Here is a 20,941-nt window from a genome sequence, read left to right on the forward strand (position 1 = left end):
ATTTTTTAGGGAACAACGGCCAAACGCTGGGTAACCAACACCATGCCTTCCGGGGTAACTAGTAGGGCAGATAACCACTGGGGATCATTGCCGGCGATCGCCCGTTTGAACAAGCCACCGGCCTGCAACAATTCCAATTTCACCTGGGAAGGATCAATATAGTTATTAGGGTCTATTTTTTGACTAAAGGCCGTGCCCGCCAGGAGGTCATCTCCAATCGGTTGGCGCAGGATAACATCGAAATCAAATTGTTGGCCCGCCTGCACTTGCTGAGGCAGATTGACATCCACTTCCGGTGGATTTTCTCCAGCGGTGAGGGTCATCTTTTCCGTCAACACTTCCTGGCGCACCAATTTGTTGTCCATAAAGGTTTGGCGGGAAGTAATTTCTCCATTCAATTGGGCAGTGCGACCCAACCAAGGCCGCTCACCCTTGATGGTGGTCAAAGTTTCCACCACCACTGCTTGCCCATCCTGTTTCCAGTTTTTCAGTTCGGTGCTGTAGGTTAAATTGCCGTAGGTTTCCCACAGTTGTTGCAGGGTTGTTTCCATTTGGTCAAAGGTCAGACCGTCGCTGTTGCTAAATTCCGGGCTGTAAATTTCCCCCAGGCGATCGGTGTTGTGTTGGTTGGCCACCGCGTCAAATTGTTCGATCAAGGCGCGGACTTGGCGCTCTGTAACGGTGCCTTGAGCAATGGTAGCCGCCGTTACTGGTATTGACCCCAACGCTATTAAACCCACACCCCAACCTAACGCCATTAACCAACGGGCTGGGAAAAAGCGGCAAGAAGAACGGTTAAGGCGGGCGAATCCTTGGAGCTGGGAGATCATATTGGGTAAGGTTCTAGGGCGATGAAAAATGAAACCAGGGGCAGTGAAATCAATCATGTAGAGGTCGGATGGCAAGCCCCCTGCTTCCCAAGATATCTTAAGCTCAGTGGCCTTGGTCCGACAATGGTGATGGGGGCAGTTATAGGCCTGGGCCATGGGACGATGGCAAACCGGGGACAATTGCTTGATAGGATAGCGGTTAGCCCTTTTGGGCTGGCTTTGACAAACATTTAATTGATATATGGGCGTTACCTGGGAATTGGATTTTTATTCACGGCCGTTGTTGGACGATGAGGAAAAAAAGGTGTGGGAAGTACTAATTTGTGAATCTCCCCAGTCCGTGCAACAGTTGCCCGAGGATTTGTTTCGCTATAGCCAATATTGCCCCAGTTCCACCGTTAATTCCGTTTGGCTCCGGCAGGCCATCGAAGCGGCGATCACCGAAGCGGGTCAGATGCCCCAAAAGATCCGTTTTTTCCGGCGGCAGATGAATAACATGATCAGCAAAGCCTGTGAGGAAGCTGGCATTCCCCCGGTCCCCAGCCGGCGCACCTATGTGCTGGAGCAATGGTTAGACGATCGCCTAGAAAATTTTTATCCCCATCAACCGGGCTATGACCCCAAGTTGGCCTCCTCCACATCGGTGCAGTATCCAGAACTCAATGCCATTGCCTTACCCGACGCAGTGCGGGGCGATCGGGGTGACCAGTGGGCATTGGTGAGTTTAGCCGCCGCCGATTTCAACGATTTGCCCGATTGGGAGATTAGTTTTGGGGAAAGTTTCCCCCTCTCCCCCTACAATTTGCCCGCCGATTGCCGCATTCCTGGTCTGATTCTCTTTTCCCCCAGGGCCTTACCCTTTGCCGCTTGGTTATCAGGGTTGGAATTGGGCTATTTGCAATACAACACCGACCCCCGTCCCATTGTCCGCCTGGAAACCGGAGCCAGTGATAGTTGGATTGTGGCTAACGTCACCGATAAAACCAGTGAACAGGAAGCCCATGGATTTGAACAGGCAAAAAAATTAGCCCAGGGCATTCACTTTTTGGCCATCCAAGCCAGCCCCGACAGTGAAGCCTTTGCCGGTTTTTGGTTATTGCAGGAAACAGGGCAAATTTAGGGTTTAGCTCTCTTCAAAACAAGGGCATCTCTCCTTGGTTTACTAAAAGCCTTGGGGATAAATTTTTAGGGGGTAAATTCAGCTAATTTGCTTAATAAATGCTCAATTTCCTCTTCATTGGTGATGTAATGGCAACAGGCCCGGATGCAGTCAGGGTCAGCGATGGTGCGGAGATAGATGCGTTGTTCCTCCAGTTTCTGGACGATCGCCCGGTGGCCCAGGGGAGAATCCACGGTGAAGGAAACCAAACCCGCTTGGGGAGCCGATGTGGCTAAACAATGGACGTGGGGTAGCTGGTTTAAGCCTTGCCACAACAGTTGACTGCGTTGACAGATGGCTTGGTAACGTTCCTCGGCGCTGCCTTGCCGTTGGTGTAACTGCAGAGCGGCCAACAAACCAGCATATTGGGGATAGGCGGAGGTGGCCACTTCAAACCGTTTGCCCCCTTCGGCCCAGCCAGTGGGTTCCCCCTTAGCGCCATAGGTAATGCTGCGCCAGCCCACATAGGCGGGATTAATGTCCCCCAGGCGATCGCCATGGATATACAGACCCCCGACTCCAGCGGGGCCAGCAAACCATTTATGACCCGTAAAGGCGTAATAATCCACCTCTAGCTGGGAAAAATCTAGGGGTAAAGAACCGGCAGACTGGGCCCCGTCCACTAAGACCCTTACTGGATAATCCCCTTGGTGACGGCGACAAACGGCCATAATTTCCGCTAGGGGTAACACCTGCCCCGTGTTCCAAAGTAAATGGCTGAGAATGACCAAACGGGTTTTTGGCCCCAAATGATCAGCTAACACTGCGGCCGCATCCCCCTGGTTTAGGGTATCCGCCACTGGGAAAAAGCGGTATGTAACCCCAAACCGAACGGCGATCGCCTGGACAATGGCAATGATGCCGGGATGTTCACAGTCGGTGAGCAAAATTTCATCGCCCTGGTGCCAATCAATGCCCCAAAGCACAATGTCGCAGCCGGTGGTGACGTTATCGGTGATGGTGATGGTGTTGGGATTAACGTTAAAAGTTTCCCCTAAAGCTTGGCGTAGTTGGGCAATTAACTGCTGAATGTACTGGTTAACCGCAATGGAAAAGGGGCCATTTTCCTGCAGATAGCCATACATGGCCATAATTGCGTCTAGGGCTACGGTGGGTAAAATACCCTGGCCGCCAAAATTGAAATAGGTTTTATTCGTTAAGCCGGGGAATTGCTGGCGATCGGGCATCAGGTTCACAGGGTCAGCCGTTGGTTGGGGGTAACATCAACAAAATACTTTAACAAAAGCCCAAAGTTCCCCCAAGAACATGGGAAAATGCCCCTCAAGTCCAACCGTCACCATGTCCCCAGACTCTGCCCTTGAACTTTCCTGCCCTTAACGATGATCGGAAATATCTACTGCTACTCACGGCAGCGGCTCTAGTTTTGGCGATCGCCGGCTTGGGTAATGTGGCTCTGCGGGATTTTGACGAAGGTTATTACGCTACTACAGCTCAAGATACTTACCTCAGGGGAGATTGGCGTTTTCCTACCTATTTGGGACAACCCTTTTTATCCAAACCACCCCTGATTACTTGGTTGGTGATGGGCAGTTACCATCTGCTGGGCATCAGTGAATTTAGTTCCCGTTTACCCTTAGCCCTAGGGTCTGCCCTGGCGGTGCCCTTACTGTATCTAGTGGGTAAGGAAATTTTTTCTACTCCGAAAGCCGCCCTCTGGAGTAGTTCAGTCTTGTTAACCCTGCTCCCCACCGCCCGTCTGGGTCGTTTAACCATGCTGGACGGGGTGATTAATACCTGTTTGCTCTGGTCATTATTCTGTTTACTGAAGGGGCGTAAACAACCCCATTGGTTAGCAGGCATGGGGATTGGCTTGGGCTTAATTGCCTTAGCTAAAGGATTGTTGGTGCTGGCTCTGACAATGTTGTTGGGAATTTTGATTCTCTGGTTAGGGGCCGGTGAGATTTTTAAGCGCTGGCAATTCTGGTTGGGGCTGGCGATCGGTTTTGCCCCGGTGCTGTGGTGGTACCAACTCCAATTTGCTCAGTATGGGGAAACCTTCTGGCAAATTCATTTTGAATTCCACAGTTTTAACCGAGTTACCCAGGAATTAGAGGGCAATACGGGGCCGCCTTGGTATTACCTATTAGAAATAGCGAAATACACCGCTCCCTGGCTATTTTTCCTCGTTCCAGCCATGGTGATGACCATCAAACAATGGCGACAGGACTGGGCTAAGGTAGCCATCATTTTTGGCTTTGGCTTTTTAGCAATTATTTCCGCCATGGGCACTAAATTGCCTTGGTATGTCCTCCCCTGCTATCCCTTTTTCGCTCTCATGGGGGGGCACTATCTGGCGGATTTACAAAATCGTCAGCGTTACCCTCTGCTGATTGGTTATCTACTGGCGTTCACTGCTGGGGTGGGCTTGGTGGGGGGACTATACGCTGGCTTCACCGAGCGAAGACCGGTGATCATCATTATGGGACTCGTGCTATTTGTCGGCGTGGGGTGGAGTGCCAGGCAATATCTGAACCATTCTGCCAAATTCGTTAAAACCCTGGTGGTGAGTTTATATGTAACTCTCCTATTTCTTTTCTCCAGCCCCCTCTGGAATTGGGAAGTGAACGAGGCTTTTGCGGTTAAACCGGTGGGGGAATTAATTAAACAGGCCGCTCCGGTAAGCACGCCAGTTTATACTTCCTTTGCCTATAGCCGTCCTAGTTTAGATTTCTACGGCGATCGCCAAGTTATTGCGATGAACGATGACCAGTTACGTGCCATGGCCAAGGAGGGGAACTATTTACTGTTGGATCCAGAAGCCCAGACTAGGTTAGGCTTGCCGGGTCTACAACAACGGGGGCAAGCGGGGAAATTTAGTTTATTTTTTAGCCCTAAGGTTGGTAAGCCTTAATTTTCCAGAGGGGCAATGCCAGCCTGGTCGAGGATTTCGGGAATTAATTCTTCCTTTTTAATCGCCATCAAATGGACTCCCTGACATAGTTCTTTCGCCAGTTTTACCTGTTCGGCGGCGATCGCCACCCCTTCCGTTAGGGGATCTTCGGCCTGGGCCAGGCGATCAATTAAAGAATCAGGAATATTTACCCCCGGTACCACCCGCTTGATAAAAGCGGCATTTTTAGCTGATTTGAAAAGAAATATGCCCGCCAAAATTGGTTTGCCACATCCCACGGCCACCTGGGTCATAAATTTATCCAGGCGATCGAAATCCGTGATCAACTGACTTTGGAAAAACTGGGCCCCGGCTACGAGCTTTTTTTCAAACCGACTTTGCAAACCGGACCAACTCTTTGACTGGGGATCCACCGCTGCTCCAGGAAATAAATCTAGCCTGCCATCCACCAAGGGAGCCTGATTGAAATCTAGTCCCTGGTTGAGGGAACGGATTAAACTCAACAACCGCACCGATTCTAAATCGTAGACGGCCCTGGCTCTGGTATGGTCTCCCGCTTTGAGGGGATCGCCGGTCAAAGCTAAAACATTGCGTAAACCGAGGGCATAGGCCCCCATCAGATCCGCCTGCAAACCAATTAAATTGCGATCCCGGCAGGTCATCTGACAAATGGCTTCAATGCCCCGTTGTTGCAATAACACACAGGCCGCAATGGAGGACATGCGCAACACTGCCCGACTGCCATCGGTGACATTGACCCCATGGACCCGGCCCCGCAACTTCTCCGCCACCGCCAACATCCGCTCTGGATTACCACCTTTGGGGGGGGTAACTTCTGCGGTAATTAAAAATTCCTTTGCTTCGGCTGCCTGACGAAACCGGCTAATGGTCATTACATGCAATGGTGACAACGGTGGTTTGAGTTCCGAGCGGTGACTGCCTCTCTGACAGGAGATCTTAACAGAATTTTTCCGGTTTACTGGCTGGGACCATTGCCCCCGACCCCCGGCCATGTTTCCCTTCCCAAGGGATCAGCATTAGGATGTAAGATTAAAAGTGTTCAAAAAATTTATATTCTTTTAACAAAACGAGGTACAGCAATGGATTGGCGTGTAATTGTAGTTGTTAGCCCCCTTCTGATCGCCGCAACTTGGGCCGCTATCAATATTGGGGCCGCCGCGATCCGGCAGTTACAGGACGTTTTAGGTCGCGAAGCCTAGGCCACAACGTCTCGGCGATCGCCGATGAATCGATAAAGTATTGTGCAATGGCCCTTCCTGGCCCTGGGCTAGGAGGGTTACTGTTTTCTGGGTTACTTGGTTAATGCAAAGTCTTTCCACCGGAGAAATTTTTGGAGCAATGCCCCATCAGGAAACCCAGAAGACTAAATCCCTACTCGATTAGCCAGCGCCGACCTCCACCTCAACAACATTTTTCAGCAATTGCCATGGTCGATCCACTGATGTACCAAGAAGAAATGTTTGTGTTCTTGGCTGACCAGGAACCAGAAACATTCCTAACTCCGGCGGAAATGACTGCTAAGTTGACGGAGATTTTGGCTGAATACGATCTTCGCCTCCCCCAAGGACTGGATAAATTGCCCACTTTGGCAGCAAAAGCAGAACATTTACGGGACAATTACTGCGACCTCGACCGGGGGGATGGCGGTACTTGGCAATGGTATGTGGTGCGCCTAGAAAAATAGCTTGATCGATCCCATCTCCAAATCAGTTCTCAGTCCTCGATATTAAAGCCTTTAACCCTTTTGTGCTAAGATTTTGAGGGCTTTTGTCATCCCACAGCAAAGATGCCTAAGCTCAGCCTGATTTTGGAGTGACCATGACGACCACGAACTACGGTGCCGATCAAATTCAAGTCTTGGAAGGGTTGGAACCAGTCCGTAAGCGCCCAGGGATGTACATTGGCTCCACGGGGCCAAAGGGTCTGCATCACCTAGTGTATGAAGTGGTTGACAATGCCATTGATGAGGCGTTGGCTGGCTATTGTACTCATATTGAAATTGATATTAATGCCGATGGTTCCGTCACTGTAGTGGACAATGGTCGGGGCATTCCCACGGATATTCATCCCACCACCGGGCGATCGGCGTTGGAAACGGTATTGACGGTGCTCCACGCTGGAGGCAAGTTTGGGGGCGGTGGCTATAAGGTATCCGGTGGTTTACACGGGGTCGGGGTTTCCGTGGTTAATGCCCTGTCCGAGTGGGTGGAAGTAAAGGTCTGGCGTCAGGGTAAGGAACATTTCCAACGGTTTGAGCGGGGCAATCCCATCGGTAGCTTGGCCGCCACTCCTAACGAGGAGCACTCCACAGGTACCCAGGTTGCTTTTTTGCCGGATACCCAAATTTTTAAGGATGGCATCGAGTTTGACTACCACACCCTAGCCAGTCGTCTCAAGGAACTAGCCTATCTCAATGCTGGGGTGCGTATTACCTTTGGCGATCGCCGGGCCGATTCCCTCAAAGAAGAGCAGTTTTATTATGAAGGAGGCATTAGGGAATATGTCACCTATATGACTACAGACAAAACTCCGCTCCACGATGAAATTATCTACACATCTGGGGAAAAGAATGATGTCCAGGTGGAAGTGGCTCTCCAGTGGTGTGTGGATGCCTACAGTGATACTCTGCTGGGGTTTGCCAACAATATCCGTACCATTGATGGGGGTACCCATTTAGAAGGTCTAAAAGCGGTTTTAACCCGTACCCTCAATTCCGTTGCCCGTAAACGAAATAAATTGAAGGAAGGGGATAGTAATTTAGGGGGAGAAAATATTCGGGAAGGTCTAACCGGGGTAATTTCTGTGAAAGTGCCCGATCCAGAATTTGAAGGGCAAACTAAAACTAAATTGGGTAACACGGAAGTCCGGGGCATTGTGGATACCTTGGTGGGGGAAGCCCTAACGGAGTTTTTGGAATTCAATCCTGGTGTTGCCGACTCCGTTATTGAAAAAGCGGTACAGGCCTTTAAGGCGGCGGAAGCGGCCCGTCGAGCCAGAGAATTAGTACGTCGTAAGTCAGTTTTAGAATCTTCAACTTTACCAGGCAAACTAGCAGATTGTAGCTCCAAAGATCCGTCAGAATCGGAAATTTTCATCGTTGAAGGCGATAGTGCCGGTGGGTCGGCCAAGCAAGGTCGAGATCGTCGTTTCCAAGCAATTTTGCCTCTGCGGGGCAAGATTTTAAACATTGAAAAAACTGACGATGCCAAAATTTATAAAAACACCGAAATTCAAGCCTTAATTACAGCATTAGGCCTAGGTATTAAAGGTGACGATTTTGACATATCTTCCCTTCGGTATCATAGGGTTGTGATTATGACTGACGCTGATGTAGATGGGGCGCACATACGCACTCTTTTGTTGACTTTCTTCTACCGTTATCAGCGGGATTTAGTAGACCAAGGTTACATTTACATCGCTTGTCCACCGTTGTACAAATTGGAGCGGGGTAAAAACCATTTCTACTGTTATTCTGACCGGGAATTGCAGGGGCAAATTAGTCAATTTCCTCCCAACGCTAATTACACCATCCAGCGTTTTAAAGGTTTGGGGGAAATGATGCCCCAACAACTTTGGGATACCACCATGAATCCAGAAACCCGCACGATGAAACGGGTGCACATTGAAGATGCTGCTGAAGCTGATCGCATTTTTACTGTGCTCATGGGCGATCGGGTTGCCCCCCGGCGGGAATTCATTGAAACCTATGGCACCAAGTTAGATCTGACCGATTTGGATATCTAATCCTTTTTTTAAGGACTCTAGGCATGGTTTGGTTGCTGTGCCTAGGGTTGAGAGTATTTCATTAATGTACACAAAAAAACAAGGTCGACATTGGCGATCGCCAAAAGTGTCTATGCTTGATTTACCATCATTCAGTGAAGGTTAAGCATGCAAATTACCCTAGACATCCCCGACGACATTGCTCAACAGCTTCAACCCCTCCAGGGAGAATTGCCACAAATATTGGCCCTCGGCATACAGCAACTAAACGCTAATCCCAACACAGGCTTGTCTGGACTTACTGAAATTCTCGAATTTTTGGCTCAACTTCCCAGTCCTCAACAAATACTTGATCTACATCTTTCTCCCACCCTGCAGGCCGAGATCGAAACTCTTCTAGAGAAAAATCGCACCCAAGGTCTAGATCCTAAAGAGCAACGCCTTTGGCAACAATATGAGTTTATAGAACATCTTGTGCGACTGGCAAAAACCCAAGCCCTGCTGAAACTCCGGGCTGATGAGTAAAAGCTATATTTCTCCATCCCTACGGCGTACTGTTGGCGATCGGGCTAACGATTGCTGTGAACATTGCCTCATCCCTGAAGCTCTATCGCTGTCTTCCCATCATGTTGCTCATATCATCGCCGAAAAACATGGCGGCCACAGTACCCTTGAAAACCTAGCCCTTGCCTGTGCTCTCTGTAACCTAGCCAAAGGCAGTGACATCGCTTCTATCGACCCCCATACAGGGGAAACCGTTAGACTCTACAATCCAAGAAAAGATATCTGGACAGACCACTTCACCCTTGAATCTGTAAGCGGACTCATTCAACCCAAAACGGCGATCGGGCGAGTAACCGCCAACCTGCTCCGCATCAATCGGTTAGAAAACCTCACTGTCCGCCAACTCTTGGCAAAAATAGGATAACTCCGATCTCAGAAAGTGGATAGTCCAGACTGGAACTTTTACTTTTCCATCGGCTATCCTCTTTATCGCCACAAAACACGGAGTAACGTAAAACAGTAAAACATGACATAGGCCCGCTGGTGAGCTTGCCCACATTTGTTCATTGTGTGGAAGGTTTTAGGGAATATCTAGGGGTCAACCCAGCGGCCGTCGGCTTTGATCAGGTTAATCAATTCCTGTACTCCGTCGGCTTCAGGCACCCGTTTAATTTCTTCTCGACCACGGTAGAGAGCAATGTAACCGGCTTGTTTACCCACATAGCCATAGTCGGCATCCGCCATTTCTCCGGGGCCGTTAACGATGCATCCCATAACGGCAATGTCCAACCCAGTCAGGTGCTTGGTGGCTTCCCGTACCTCGTGTAACACATCTTCCAAATTGAACAGGGTACGGCCACAGGAAGGACATGCCACATATTCCACCATGGTTTTTCGTAAACCCAACGCCTGGAGAATGCTGTAGCAAACGGGGATTTCCTTTTCGGGGGCTTCAGTGAGGGAAACTCGGATAGTGTCGCCAATGCCATCGGCTAAAAGGGTAGCAATGCCAGCGGTGGATTTAATCCGACCATATTCTCCATCCCCAGCTTCGGTGACTCCCAAATGGAGGGGATAATCCATCCCTAATTCATCCATGCGCTTGACCATGAGGCGATAGGCCGCCAGCATCACCGGCACCCGGGAAGCTTTCATGGAAACGACTAGATTGCGGAAATCTAAGGATTCACAGATTTTGATAAATTCTAGGGCTGATTGCACCATGCCCTCTGGGGTGTCCCCGTAGGTAAAGAGCATCCTCTCCGAGAGGGAACCATGGTTAACGCCAATGCGCATGGATTTACCCTGATCACGCAGGGAAACTACTAGGGGTTCCAATGTTTCGCGAATTTTGTCACCAATGTCAGCAAATTCTTGGTCGCTGTAGCCTTCCCGTTGGGCATCGGGTTTTTCAAAAACATATAAGCCTGGGTTGATGCGCACCTTATCGACGTGTTTGGCTACTTCTAGGGCAATTTTCATGCCGTTGTGGTGTACATCCGCCACCAAGGGAACCCTCTGGTAGGTACTCTCGAGCTTTTGTTTAATATCTGCTAGGGCTTTGGCATGGGCCATGCTAGGCACCGTTACCCGGACAATTTCACAACCAATTTCATGGAGGCGACGAATACCGGCCACGGAGCCATCCACATCCAGGGTGTCTTCATTGATCATGGATTGCACCACCACGGGATGACCGCCGCCAATGGTAACGGTTCCCACGGGCACAGGACGGGTTTTGCGGCGATGGATGGTGGTGTCGAACTCGGGCTGGACAGGGGTCGGTAGGGAAACAGTTACCATGGGAAAGTTTAGTTTTTAGCAAAAAACTGTAGGCAACCTAGATTATCCCACAACCAATTACCCCAACAAGGCGCCGGAGGTGAAGGCTAGTCCTACCCCTGCTAGCAAAAAGCCAATAAATCTTAGATTTAGTAAGGATTCTTGGGTTTCATACCAGCCCTTGGCCAAAGTGTAGGCTGCCATGGCGATCGCCAGTTGAACGATGGAAAAACCGAGCAGGTAGGCCGCAATGGGATTCATTTCTGCCCCCACAATGGCTTCCCCGTAGGCATAACCATGGAACACACCGGCTACGGCGGCTAAAACCATTACCACGGGGGATGATAGGGGACGACCGATGGCCAAGAGTAGGCCAAATAGGAGGACGGAACCGGCAATAATTAATTCCGGTTGGGGAAGATCGGCGCCAATTAAATGTAATCCCGTGCCGGCGATCGCCGTGGTGATAAAAATGAGGGGCATAAGCCAACCATGGCGCAATCCAGCGGCAATGAGGCCCACGGCAATGACAAAGGCAAGATGGTCTAGGCCGATAACGGGGTGCCCTAATCCAGAAAGAAAACCTTCAAAGAAATTATCCGGCGTAGTGCCCCCAAAGGGATGGTGCGCTAGGATCCGGGGGGAAGTCATTAAATTAGATAAACCTGTAACATTCACAATCTGTACCTCGCAGATTTGATTAAAAGAAGGGGTAATGGTTGGCGGGCATCCTGACTTAGGGCGACTAGGCTCATCACAGTTGCGGGACAGTATTGGCTTTGCACCAGCTTTTCCCCGTTACCTCCACTGGCTGTTACCCACTGGAACCAACTGAACTCAGTTCCCAACCCTAGCACGGATTTTCCCCCCTTTTTGAGGATGATTTGATTGGTCTATATAAACTAAAGAACGAGATTCTACTCCACTAATTAGCGTCCTTGTCACGAAAATTCTACAAATTGGCACGGTTAACCAACGGTTAAGGCGGCGATCGCCTAGGATAGAAGTCATAGACCCCAATGGATATGAGCCTTGTGTCTGTGCAACCATGCCCAACCAAACCAGATTTTCCGGCCAAAATTTTCACCTTTGACCGGGGGTTGACCCTGATTCACCAGGACTTGCCCTCCGTTCCCGTCGCAGTGGTGGATGTGTGGGTGCGGGCCGGGGCGATCGCCGAGCCAGATGCCTGGCCTGGGGTAGCCCATTTATTGGAACACATGATTTTCAAGGGCACCAAAAGGGTACCGCCGGGGGCCTTCGACCAAGTAATTGAATACAACGGGGGCATGGCCAACGCCGCCACTAGCCATGATTATGCCCATTTTTACCTCACCACTGCGGCGGATTATTTGCCCAGAACGTTACCCTACCTAGCGGAAATTCTTTTGCAGGCGGAAGTGCCGGAAGAATGTCTTTTTTACGAGCGGGAAGTGGTGCTAGAGGAAATTCGTGGCAGTGAAGATGACCCCGATTGGTTAGGATTTCAAGCTCTTTGTCAACTGCTCCATCCCCGCCATGCCTATGGCCGCTCCGTGCTGGGGGATGCCACCGCCATACAAAACTACACCGCCAATCAATTGCGTTGCTTCCACCGCACCCATTACCAGCCGGAAAATATGACTGTGGTGATGGTGGGAGATATCCGCGAAACGGCGGCGATCGCCTACATTGAAGATGTTTTTGACCATTTTGGCGTGCGGTCAGAATGTCCCCCCACAACCCCAGCGGCAAATCACCCGATCCAAACCGTTAAACGGGAAACTCTCCGCATACCGGAATTGGGTCCTAGTCGTTTAACCATGGGTTGGAATGGCCCAGGCATTGACCGTCTCCAGGACAATATTGGTTTAGATTTATTGGCCATGGTTTTGGCCGGTAGCCACTGCGCCCGGTTAGTGCAACGCCTGCGGGAAGAACTGGGGCTAGTGTTTGACATCCAGAGTTGTTTTTCCCTGCAAAAGGAAGCCAGTTTATTCACCATCAATGCCTATCTGACCTCAGCCCAGGCAGCAACGGTGGAAGCAGAAATTTGTGCCGCTATCCAGAGTCTACAAACCACCCCCATTAGTGCGGCGGAATTGGCCAGGGCCCAACGTTTACTTTGTAATGAGTTTATTTTTTCCACCGAAACCCCTGCCCAACTAGCCGGCCTTTACGGTTATTACCAAACCCTGGCCACCGCTGAGTTGGCGATCGCCTATCCCCGTATCGTCAGTCAGTATCGTCCCGAGGCCCTACAAAGCCTAGCCCAGCGTTACCTATCCACCGAGGCCTATGCCCTGGTACTCCTAGAAGCGGCCCAATCCTAGTCTTGGCAATTTATGCGCAATCATCAATCTATCCATCGCCTCATTCTCGATAACGGCATCACCCTCATTTGTACAGAAAATCCAGCCGCAGACCTAGTGGCAGGACGGATTTTTCTCAAGCAAGCAGGAGCCTGTTGGGACTCTCCCCAAAAAGTGGGGCTCTCCCATCTCATGGCCACGGTAATTACTAAAGGCACTAAACGGCGATCAGCTTTAGCCATTGCTGAATTTGTGGAATGTTTGGGAGCGCACCTCGGGGCCGATGCGGCCAGCGATTATTGGGCTTTGAGTCTCAAAACTGTCACCGCTGATTTTCCGGTCATCCTTGATTTAGCGGCGGAAATCTTACGTTATCCCACCTTTGACGTGGGGGAAATTGAACTGGAAAAACGCTTAATCGTCCAAGCAATTCAGTCCCAACGGGAACAACCCTTCAACGTGGCTTTTCACCAACTGCGCCAATCCATGTATCCCAACCATCCCTATGGTTACTCTATTTTGGGTAGCGAGGAAGTGGTGCCCCATTTTACTGCCCAGGATTTGTGGGAATATCATCAGGCCTATTTTCGCCCCGATAATTTGGTAATTAGCTTGGCAGGACGGTTAACCCTGGCCCAGGCTAAGGATTGGGTAGAAACTAGCTTTGGCGATTGGGCCATTCCGGAGCAATCGATTGTTTGCCCGATTCTAACGCCGTTAAATGTTTCTCCCCAGGAACATCTCACCCCCCAGGCGACCCAGCAATCAGTAGTACTCTTAGGTTATCTAGGGGTGGGCGTTAAACATGAAGACTATGCACCGCTAAAATTGCTCAGCACCTACTTGGGCAATGGTCTCTCTAGCCGCTTGTTTGTGGAACTAAGGGAAAAACGGGGTTTAGCCTACGACGTATCGGCCTTTTACCCCACCCGGTTGGGGTCTTCCCAATTTGTCACCTATATGGGCACTGCCCCAGAAAATACGGCGATCGCCATTGCAGGCCTACGGGCGGAAACGGAGCGATTATGTGCCCAGGCGTTGGAGGAAGAGGAAATTACGGCGGCGAAAAATAAACTGTTGGGCCAGTATGCCCTGGGTAAACAAACCAATGGAGAAATTGCCCATCTATTTGGTTGGTATGAAACCTTGGGCTTGGGTTTAGGTTTTGACAGCGAATTTCAAGAACAGGTTAAAGCCGTGACAGCGCCCGATGCCCAACGGGTGGCCCAAAACTATTTGGCGGAACCCTACCTTTCCGTGGTGGGGCCAGAGGAAGGTTTAGCGAGATATTTCGACTGGGCTTCAGAAGCAGAAAGCCAAACCTCGGCTGCCCTGGTATAAAGCTCAACCAAGGTTGAAAAAAATCTAAAATACCCTGAAATGGCTCAACTTGCCCGATGGAATGGTCGAGGTTGGTTGGCTGGGATCCCCCTCAAAGCTACAATGGTGCGACATCGATGCCAGCGGGATTCCTTTTGGACCCGCCACCTCCATTCGTTAGTTTTCCACAGTAAAGTCAAATCATATGCCCCAGGCTTGTGTAATTGGGTTAGGACGTTCCGGTATTGCCGCGGCTCGAGTTTTGCATCGGGATGGCTGGGAGGTAACGGTATTCGACCAGGCGGATAATGAGCAACTGCGGGCCATGGGACAACCCCTAATCCAGGAGGGCATCAGCCTTAACCTAGGCGATCGCCTGGAGCCAACGACAACGACTTGGCCCGAACGCATGGTGGTTAGCCCTGGGGTGCCCTGGGACATTCCCCTGTTGGTGGCCGCCCGGGCAAAAGGGGTGGAAGTGATAGGGGAATTGGAACTAGCTTGGCAATATCTCCACGCTGTACCCTGGCTGGGAATCACTGGCACCAATGGTAAAACCACGACCACATCCTTGGTCCATGCCATTTTCCAAAAAGCAGGTTTGAAGGCCCCCGCCTGCGGCAACATTGGCCATGCGGCCTGCGAATTGGTGCTACAAAACCAGAACTACGATTGGATTGTGGCCGAAATTAGCAGTTACCAAATTGAATCTTCCCCCACCCTAGCGCCCCAAATTGGCCTTTGGACCACCTTTACCCCCGATCACCTCAACCGCCACAAAACCTTAGACAATTATTTCAACATCAAAGCCAGTTTGCTTTCCCGCTCCACCATTCAGGTACTCAACGGCGACGATCCCCACCTCTATGGCCATGGCCCCGGTTTATACCCCCAAGCCCATTGGATTAGTACCCAGGGAGCTAATCATCTGGCCGGTCTTTGTGAGCCCAAACAGGGGGTTTACCTGCAGGACAATTGGGTCAATGCCTTTGGGGAATTGATTGCCCCGATTAATTTATTCAAAATGCCTGGGCAACATAACCAACAAAATTTGCTAATGGCGATCGCCGCCGCCCGTTTAGCTGGCATAGATAAAAAAGCGATCACAGAAACCTTGCTAACTTTCACCGGAGTGGCCCACCGCCTAGAACCCATTTGCACCGTCAATGGAGTGCAATTTATCAATGACAGTAAGGCCACTAACTATGATGCGGCGGAAGTGGGACTATCTTCCATGAAAGGCCCCACCATTTTGATCGCCGGGGGAGAAGCCAAAGAAGGGGACGACCAGGCCTGGTTAGCCCAAATTCAAAAAAAAGCAGTGGCGGTTTTACTGATTGGCGATGCGGCCCCCAGCTTTGCGGCTCGACTGAAGGCAGTGGGCTATGGAAATTACGAAATAGTGGAAACCATGGCTAATGCCGTTCAGCGGGGCCTGGAGTTGGCCAGTAAAAACAATGCCAGTGCGGTGTTGCTCTCGCCAGCCTGTGCCAGTTTTGACCAATATAATAGCTTTGAAGAACGGGGAGAAGATTTCCGTGCCTGTTGTTTAGGTTTGGTTTCGTAACTGTCGGCTAATTGTCGGCGGACCCAATCTTTTTCCTCAATCTCTTCACCCAAACTGGGGCAAACGCTGGATTGAGGTAAAGAAAATCCTCCACCATGGGGCCTTGGGGAAATTTGGTGAAACGCTGGTGTTTAAGCAATGTCAACTATGGGCCCTATCTCCGAACCGTTAACTGTGACCTATCCCATTGCGGAAACTTTCCATTCCCTCCAGGGGGAGGGGGCTTGGGCTGGGGCCAATGCCTTCTTTATTCGCCTCGGGGGTTGTGATGTTCATTGCCCCTGGTGTGATCAAAAGGAAACTTGGCCTAGCCAACACCATCCCCGACAAACGGTAACAGAACTGGTGCAAGAAGCAGTTACAGCTAAACCCAGCTTTGTAGTAATTACGGGGGGAGAACCTCTCATGCACAACCTCCAACCCCTATGCCAAGCCCTGAAAAACCAAGGTTTACGTCTCCACTTGGAAACTTCTGGCGCTTACCCACTGACGGGGCAATTTGACTGGATTACCCTCTCCCCCAAACCCTATAAACTGCCCCAAGCAGAAATTTACTCCCTGGCCAACGAATTAAAAGTGATTATTAGCCAGGAAGAAGATTTTAGCTGGGCGGCAATGGCTGCAACCAAGGTCAAGGCAGATATTCCCCTCTATCTCCAGGCCGAATGGGGCACTGAAGCGGCTAATGAAAGAATTTTTGCCTATATTCTCTCCCACCCCCAATGGCGCTTGAGTCTCCAAACCCATAAATATTTGGGTGTGCGCTAGTCTGCGGTCAGTTTTGCGGTGCTATTTTCAGGAATTGTAAAGTTTTCTCATAATTAAGCTTAAAAAGTTCTAACCCTAGGTAAATCAAGCTTTCTGGGGTAAATTTTCCTGTTTTTCTTACCTCCCAGACCTTGGCGATCGCCTTTGTAGGAGTAGATGCTTCACAAAAAACTTTACAAAACTTAAAGAATTGTTTAATATTATTAGTGGATTGATCCCAGTCATTCCCCCATAAATCTTCAGTTTCCAGTTGGCCCAAACGCCCCCATCGGACAGGCATTATCCGTCATTTACCTCGCCCAGTCCGTCTCGAATATTACTAACGTGGCGTTCCCTGGGTTTATTGGTCTACCACTGCGATTCTCCCACTGAAATCCTTAATCCAAGATGACTGCCAGAACCAGCCCCGATTCCGTCCGTGCCTATCTCAGAGAAATTGGTCGTGTGCCCCTGCTCACCCATGAAGAAGAGATTGTTTACGCTAAGCAAATTCAACAGGTTGTTAGCCTCAACGAAATCAAGAAGTCTTTGGCCGAAGGCAAGGATGGCGAGCCCGTTTCCCCCAGCGAGTGGGCCAAGGCTGCCGATTTGTCCATTCGAGAATTAGAGAAAACGATCAAAGAAGGGGAACGGGCCAAGCGCAAAATGGTGGAGGCCAATCTCCGACTGGTGGTGTCCGTCGCCAAAAAATACCTCAAGCGCAATCTAGATTTGCTCGACCTCATCCAAGAGGGCACCATTGGTATGCAACGGGGGGTAGAGAAGTTTGACCCCACCAAGGGCTACCGATTTTCCACCTATGCCTATTGGTGGATCCGCCAGGCCATCACCAGGGCGATCGCCGAAAAGAGCCGCACTATCCGTTTACCGATCCACATTACGGAAAAGTTAAACAAAATCAAAAAAGCCCAACGGCAACTTTCCCAGGAAAAAGGCCGAGCCGCTTCCATTGCTGAATTAGCAGAACATTTGGAATTAACTCCCAAGCAAGTGCGGGAATATTTGGAGCGCTCCCGCCATCCCCTCTCCTTGGATCTACGGGTGGGGGACAACCAGGATACGGAGTTGGGGGATCTGTTGGAGGATGACGGTCCTTTACCGGAGGATTTTGCCACCTATGCCTCCCTGCAGTTAGATCTTGATAGTCTGATGGCGGAATTAACGCCCCAACAACGGGAAGTTTTAATCCTCCGCTTTGGTCTCAACGATGGCCAGCCCCTCACCCTAGCAAGCATTGGCTCCATGCTGAGCATTAGTCGGGAACGGGTGCGGCAGATTGAACGAGAAGCCTTGAATAAATTGCGCAAACGCAAGTCCATGATCCAAGAATATTTAGCTAGCTAAAGAAAAGCTAACTTTCATTACATTAACTCTGTTTTCGCTGAGGTTGATGCCCTAAAAACCTTATAATCCCTACCAGCGTTTTAAGAAATGTAAAGAATTTTAACAATTATCCTTGCCACCAAACCTCACCCTTGGAATAAAAGTAATAACAATAAACTATGCGAGTCACCTTTTCCGCCACTGAGCAGTTGCAGCTTCGGCAATCTGACCCTTTGCCCAGTTTGCAACACTATCTGCGCCAACCCCAACGCTTGGTCCAGGCGATCGCCGACCCGAAATTGATGGAAGTGCTACCAGGCGATCGGTTTAGATTGAAAATGCGACCGCTCAACTTTTTAGACATTTATCACTTTCAGCCCACGGTGGTACTGAAAGTCTGGGCCAACGCCACCGGCACTGTATTTTTAGAATCGGAAAGCTGTGAAATCCGGGGCATTGACTACATCAACCATCGCTTTAGTTTGCAATTAAAGGGTCGTTTAGCTCCCTATTGCCAGGATGGCCATACTCTGCTCCAGGGCAAAGCGGATTTACAGGTGGGGGTAGATTTACCCCAGGCTCTTTGGTTGACCCCAAAACCTTTGCTAGAAATGGCCGCCAATGGTCTGTTGCGGGGAGTTTTGGCTCGCATCAAGCAACGACTCCAAGGCCAACTGTTGGCAGACTATCAACAGTGGTTGGCACAGCAAAATGATCACCTAGTAACCCCGGCTTCTTCTGCCACCGAAGCTTTGGAACCAATTTAATTGGCAAACCATTTAAAGACGACCCCCTAGCTGGGCCTAGTGAAACAAAATTAATGGACTTTTTTTATTCCTATCCGCCCCTAATTCCTGGCATTTTGGTAAAACGTTACAAGCGTTTTTTAGCCGATGTGCAGTTAGATAATGGTGAGATAGTTACAGCCCATTGCCCTAACACTGGCCCCATGACAGGGGTGTGCCAAATTGGAGCGCAAGTTTATCTCTCTAAAAGTGATAATCCCCAGCGTAAATTAGCCTATACCTGGGAAATGATTGAGATTGATGGTACCTGGGTCGGGGTAAATACTAGCTTGCCTAATCGGGTAATCAAGCAGGCTTTAGCTGAGAAAATTTTTCCTAATTTAACGAGTAGCTACGATGCGTTTAAGCCCGAAGTTCCCTATGGTAAAGATAAAAAAAGTCGCATTGACTTTTTGCTTACTAAGCCAGAACAAAAATCTATTTATGTAGAAGTAAAAAATACCACCTTGGCCCAGGGAAAATTGGCTTTATTTCCTGATACGGAAACCACCAGGGGTCAAAAACATCTCCAGGAGTTGATAGATATTCTCCCCACGTCCCGGGCGGTGATGCTTTACTTCATCAATCGGGGTGATTGTACTCATTTCTCCCCTGGGGATGCCTACGATCGCCGTTATGGAGAACTATTTCGTCAGGCGATCGCCGCTGGGGTAGAGGTGATGCCCTGTCGATTTATGGTTAGTCCAGAAGGAGTTAAATTCCTTGGGATGGCAGAGTTAATAGTTTGACAATTTGTTCAGAGAGTTAAAATAGACTATATTCCTAGCTTTAGTCCCTCCCACCACCATGGCCACCACCGTGGATAATGTTTGGCAAATATTAGCTGAGCTTGCCGCCGTTTCCAAGAAACTGATTGCCGCTTCCAAGAAACAGAGCGTTACATCAAACGAATTAGCAGGGATGTTGGTAAACTTAGTGACCGGTTGGGGGAATTTGTGGAATGGCAAGTTAGACCCGCTGTGGTGTGTCTGTTTCAAGACCGAGGCATTGACGTCCATGAGTTTCATCCTAGCGTATCAGTGCAACGGGAAGATGGGGGATTAAAAATTGATCTGTTAGTAGTCAATGAAACCCAAGCCATTTTAATTGAAGTAAAGAGTAAGTTAACGGAAAAAGATGCGGACGAACACATAGAACGGTTGAGTAAATTCAAACAGTTTATGCCCCGCTACCGCGATGTCAAAGCTTTGGGCGCAGTGGCCGCCATGGTGTTAAGCCAAGGGGTGGTTAACTATGTCTATGGCAAGGGCCTGTTTGTGCTAGCCCCGTCGGGAGAGACATTGGTGATTTTAAATGATGCTAATTTTCAGCCCAATTATTGGTGATTTGGGGAGCAATATTAATTTTAAAATTCTCCTCCCGTTTCCTTAAGTTTGGTGATAAACAAGGGAAAAAACTTGGCATTGACAGAGCTTTAGCTGATTGACTGACAAAAGAAGTGAAAAGCAGTCTAGGTGGGGATTGTAGAAAAGAGGGGAGGTCACGTTCTAGGATTAGATACCACTCAAAACCTGGAACGCGATGCATAATCACTCCCCCCTCTACCATGGCCTGAAGACTTGGCTGAGTCAAGTCAGCCCCTGGGCTCATCAAGGTCACCTAACGACCTGCATCTTGATGATTGTGGCCTTGATACAAGCTGGCGAAATCAACCTGACCCGCTGGGTGCCGCATCTCCCTAGTCGAGGACTCTACGCCCAAAGTAAACAAAGACGGGTGCGACGCTGGTTGGATAATCCCCGCATTAACGTCCACAAACTCTATCAACCCCTGATTAGTGCCGCTTTAGCCTCTTGGCAGGAAGAATGCCTATACCTAAGCCTAGATACCTCCATCTTCTGGGAGAGGTATTGTTTAGTGCGAGTTGCGGTGGTTCATCGAGGTCGTACCTTACCAGTGGCCTGGCGGGTTTTAGCTCATCCCAGTGCCAGTGTGACGTTCAAAGACTATCAAGGGGTTTTACAAAGGGCATCCC

Annotated in this window: 21 protein-coding genes, 1 pseudogene and 1 riboswitch; of the genes and pseudogenes, 16 read left to right on the forward strand and 6 right to left on the reverse strand. The window is 49.8% G+C overall.

Features of this window, described 5'->3' with window-relative positions:
- Positions 1-5: 5 nt before the first annotated feature.
- Positions 6-1,010 (reverse strand): Cif family virulence factor, encoded by a 1,005-nt coding sequence (locus IQ217_RS01305; protein WP_228023903.1) that lies wholly within the window; start codon positions 1,008-1,010, stop codon positions 6-8.
- A 61-nt stretch (positions 1,011-1,071) separates the two neighbouring features.
- Here IQ217_RS01305 and IQ217_RS01310 point away from each other — a divergent pair, with 61 nt between their 5' ends.
- Positions 1,072-1,950 (forward strand): Tab2/Atab2 family RNA-binding protein, encoded by an 879-nt coding sequence (locus IQ217_RS01310; protein ID WP_194018630.1) that lies wholly within the window; start codon positions 1,072-1,074, stop codon positions 1,948-1,950.
- 65 nt (positions 1,951-2,015) lie between these two features.
- Here the strand turns inward: IQ217_RS01310 and IQ217_RS01315 are convergent, their stop codons facing one another.
- Positions 2,016-3,176 (reverse strand): aminotransferase class V-fold PLP-dependent enzyme, encoded by a 1,161-nt coding sequence (locus IQ217_RS01315; RefSeq protein ID WP_194018648.1) that lies wholly within the window; start codon positions 3,174-3,176, stop codon positions 2,016-2,018.
- Between the two features lie 131 nt (positions 3,177-3,307).
- On the opposite strand from IQ217_RS01315, the gene IQ217_RS01320 reads away from it, so the two are divergent.
- Positions 3,308-4,861, forward strand: coding sequence for an ArnT family glycosyltransferase (locus IQ217_RS01320; protein WP_194018631.1), 1,554 nt, complete (start codon positions 3,308-3,310; stop codon positions 4,859-4,861).
- Here IQ217_RS01320 and IQ217_RS01325 read toward each other — a convergent pair.
- Positions 4,858-5,754: a methylenetetrahydrofolate reductase gene (locus IQ217_RS01325; RefSeq protein WP_194018632.1), complete on the reverse strand. Its 897-nt coding sequence runs from the start codon at positions 5,752-5,754 to the stop codon at positions 4,858-4,860. The genes IQ217_RS01320 and IQ217_RS01325 overlap by 4 nt on opposite strands.
- 207 nt (positions 5,755-5,961) lie before the next feature.
- Between IQ217_RS01325 and IQ217_RS01330 the strand changes: the two genes are divergently transcribed.
- The 5 genes from IQ217_RS01330 (at position 5,962) to IQ217_RS01350 (ending at position 9,533) form a co-directional block, all read left to right on the forward strand.
- Positions 5,962-6,081, forward strand: a complete 120-nt coding sequence (locus tag IQ217_RS01330; RefSeq protein ID WP_010872352.1) for a photosystem II protein Y — start codon at positions 5,962-5,964, stop codon at positions 6,079-6,081.
- A gap of 227 nt (positions 6,082-6,308) precedes the next feature.
- Entirely contained in the window at positions 6,309-6,566 is a 258-nt protein-coding gene (locus IQ217_RS01335; RefSeq protein ID WP_190599348.1) for a CRR7 family NDH-1 assembly protein, read from the forward strand.
- A 134-nt stretch (positions 6,567-6,700) separates the two neighbouring features.
- Positions 6,701-8,626, forward strand: a complete 1,926-nt coding sequence (gene gyrB, locus IQ217_RS01340; protein ID WP_190599349.1) for a DNA topoisomerase (ATP-hydrolyzing) subunit B — start codon at positions 6,701-6,703, stop codon at positions 8,624-8,626.
- A 147-nt stretch (positions 8,627-8,773) separates the two neighbouring features.
- On the forward strand, positions 8,774-9,130 hold the full coding sequence (locus tag IQ217_RS01345) for a hypothetical protein (protein ID WP_190599350.1): 357 nt from the start codon (positions 8,774-8,776) through the stop codon (positions 9,128-9,130).
- Entirely contained in the window at positions 9,123-9,533 is a 411-nt protein-coding gene (locus IQ217_RS01350; RefSeq protein WP_194018633.1) for an HNH endonuclease, read from the forward strand. Before IQ217_RS01345 ends, IQ217_RS01350 begins: the two co-directional genes overlap by 8 nt.
- Before the next feature lie 167 nt (positions 9,534-9,700).
- Here IQ217_RS01350 and ispG read toward each other — a convergent pair whose 3' ends face one another.
- Positions 9,701-10,912, reverse strand: coding sequence for a (E)-4-hydroxy-3-methylbut-2-enyl-diphosphate synthase (ispG, locus tag IQ217_RS01355; RefSeq protein WP_190599352.1), 1,212 nt, complete (start codon positions 10,910-10,912; stop codon positions 9,701-9,703).
- A 57-nt stretch (positions 10,913-10,969) separates the two neighbouring features.
- A complete protein-coding gene (locus IQ217_RS01360) occupies positions 10,970-11,542 on the reverse strand; it encodes a HupE/UreJ family protein (RefSeq protein ID WP_190599353.1) in 573 nt (190 codons plus the stop codon).
- Positions 11,543-11,595: 53 nt separating this feature from the next.
- A riboswitch (cobalamin riboswitch) is annotated at positions 11,596-11,738 on the reverse strand.
- A gap of 178 nt (positions 11,739-11,916) precedes the next feature.
- Between IQ217_RS01360 and IQ217_RS01365 the strand changes: the two genes are divergently transcribed.
- The 4 genes from IQ217_RS01365 (at position 11,917) to IQ217_RS01380 (ending at position 16,837) form a co-directional block, all read left to right on the forward strand.
- Positions 11,917-13,203 carry a M16 family metallopeptidase gene (locus IQ217_RS01365; protein ID WP_228023904.1) on the forward strand — a complete coding sequence of 429 codons (1,287 nt, stop codon included), beginning with the start codon at positions 11,917-11,919 and terminating at the stop codon, positions 13,201-13,203.
- A 12-nt stretch (positions 13,204-13,215) separates the two neighbouring features.
- Positions 13,216-14,523, forward strand: coding sequence for a M16 family metallopeptidase (locus IQ217_RS01370; RefSeq protein ID WP_194018635.1), 1,308 nt, complete (start codon positions 13,216-13,218; stop codon positions 14,521-14,523).
- A 184-nt stretch (positions 14,524-14,707) separates the two neighbouring features.
- Positions 14,708-16,069, forward strand: a complete 1,362-nt coding sequence (gene murD / locus IQ217_RS01375; RefSeq protein ID WP_194018636.1) for a UDP-N-acetylmuramoyl-L-alanine--D-glutamate ligase — start codon at positions 14,708-14,710, stop codon at positions 16,067-16,069.
- A 138-nt stretch (positions 16,070-16,207) separates the two neighbouring features.
- On the forward strand, positions 16,208-16,837 hold the full coding sequence (locus IQ217_RS01380) for a 7-carboxy-7-deazaguanine synthase QueE (RefSeq protein ID WP_194018637.1): 630 nt from the start codon (positions 16,208-16,210) through the stop codon (positions 16,835-16,837).
- A gap of 7 nt (positions 16,838-16,844) precedes the next feature.
- Here the strand turns inward: IQ217_RS01380 and IQ217_RS01385 are convergent, their stop codons facing one another.
- Positions 16,845-17,117 (reverse strand): hypothetical protein, encoded by a 273-nt coding sequence (locus IQ217_RS01385; RefSeq protein ID WP_190599358.1) that lies wholly within the window; start codon positions 17,115-17,117, stop codon positions 16,845-16,847.
- A gap of 107 nt (positions 17,118-17,224) precedes the next feature.
- On the opposite strand from IQ217_RS01385, the gene IQ217_RS01390 reads away from it, so the two are divergent.
- The 5 genes and pseudogenes from IQ217_RS01390 to IQ217_RS01410 all read left to right on the forward strand — a co-directional run.
- The gene (locus IQ217_RS01390; protein ID WP_190599359.1) at positions 17,225-18,181 is read left to right on the forward strand and encodes an RNA polymerase sigma factor, RpoD/SigA family; all 957 of its coding nucleotides are present in this window, start codon (positions 17,225-17,227) and stop codon (positions 18,179-18,181) included.
- Between the two features lie 158 nt (positions 18,182-18,339).
- Positions 18,340-18,927, forward strand: a complete 588-nt coding sequence (locus IQ217_RS01395) for a DUF1997 domain-containing protein (protein WP_194018638.1) — start codon at positions 18,340-18,342, stop codon at positions 18,925-18,927.
- Between the two features lie 53 nt (positions 18,928-18,980).
- Positions 18,981-19,694 (forward strand): DNA/RNA nuclease SfsA, encoded by a 714-nt coding sequence (gene sfsA / locus IQ217_RS01400; protein ID WP_194018639.1) that lies wholly within the window; start codon positions 18,981-18,983, stop codon positions 19,692-19,694.
- Between the two features lie 207 nt (positions 19,695-19,901).
- Entirely contained in the window at positions 19,902-20,291 is a 390-nt protein-coding gene (locus tag IQ217_RS01405) for a hypothetical protein (RefSeq protein ID WP_338116584.1), read from the forward strand.
- A gap of 196 nt (positions 20,292-20,487) precedes the next feature.
- Positions 20,488-20,941, forward strand: a pseudogene (locus IQ217_RS01410) (transposase); the annotation flags it as partial.

Source organism: Synechocystis salina LEGE 00031 (genome assembly GCF_015207985.1).
GTDB lineage: Bacteria > Cyanobacteriota > Cyanobacteriia > Cyanobacteriales > Microcystaceae > Synechocystis > Synechocystis salina.

Bases quoted from the DNA above. Each gene is read 5' to 3' on its own strand.
- IQ217_RS01365 (WP_228023904.1), top strand. From the start codon at position 11,917: ATGAGCCTTGTGTCTGTGCAACCATGCCCAACCAAACCAGATTTTCCG.
- gyrB (WP_190599349.1), top strand. From the start codon at position 6,701: ATGACGACCACGAACTACGGTGCCGATCAAATTCAAGTCTTGGAAGGG.
- ispG (WP_190599352.1), bottom strand. From the start codon at position 10,912: ATGGTAACTGTTTCCCTACCGACCCCTGTCCAGCCCGAGTTCGACACC.
- IQ217_RS01360 (WP_190599353.1), bottom strand. From the start codon at position 11,542: ATGACTTCCCCCCGGATCCTAGCGCACCATCCCTTTGGGGGCACTACG.
- IQ217_RS01310 (WP_194018630.1), top strand. From the start codon at position 1,072: ATGGGCGTTACCTGGGAATTGGATTTTTATTCACGGCCGTTGTTGGAC.
- IQ217_RS01335 (WP_190599348.1), top strand. From the start codon at position 6,309: ATGGTCGATCCACTGATGTACCAAGAAGAAATGTTTGTGTTCTTGGCT.
- IQ217_RS01385 (WP_190599358.1), bottom strand. From the start codon at position 17,117: ATGCCTGTCCGATGGGGGCGTTTGGGCCAACTGGAAACTGAAGATTTA.
- IQ217_RS01325 (WP_194018632.1), bottom strand. From the start codon at position 5,754: ATGACCATTAGCCGGTTTCGTCAGGCAGCCGAAGCAAAGGAATTTTTA.
- IQ217_RS01330 (WP_010872352.1), top strand. From the start codon at position 5,962: ATGGATTGGCGTGTAATTGTAGTTGTTAGCCCCCTTCTGATCGCCGCA.
- murD (WP_194018636.1), top strand. From the start codon at position 14,708: ATGCCCCAGGCTTGTGTAATTGGGTTAGGACGTTCCGGTATTGCCGCG.
- IQ217_RS01380 (WP_194018637.1), top strand. From the start codon at position 16,208: ATGTCAACTATGGGCCCTATCTCCGAACCGTTAACTGTGACCTATCCC.
- IQ217_RS01370 (WP_194018635.1), top strand. From the start codon at position 13,216: ATGCGCAATCATCAATCTATCCATCGCCTCATTCTCGATAACGGCATC.
- sfsA (WP_194018639.1), top strand. From the start codon at position 18,981: ATGGACTTTTTTTATTCCTATCCGCCCCTAATTCCTGGCATTTTGGTA.
- IQ217_RS01395 (WP_194018638.1), top strand. From the start codon at position 18,340: ATGCGAGTCACCTTTTCCGCCACTGAGCAGTTGCAGCTTCGGCAATCT.
- IQ217_RS01345 (WP_190599350.1), top strand. From the start codon at position 8,774: ATGCAAATTACCCTAGACATCCCCGACGACATTGCTCAACAGCTTCAA.
- IQ217_RS01390 (WP_190599359.1), top strand. From the start codon at position 17,225: ATGACTGCCAGAACCAGCCCCGATTCCGTCCGTGCCTATCTCAGAGAA.
- IQ217_RS01350 (WP_194018633.1), top strand. From the start codon at position 9,123: ATGAGTAAAAGCTATATTTCTCCATCCCTACGGCGTACTGTTGGCGAT.
- IQ217_RS01315 (WP_194018648.1), bottom strand. From the start codon at position 3,176: ATGCCCGATCGCCAGCAATTCCCCGGCTTAACGAATAAAACCTATTTC.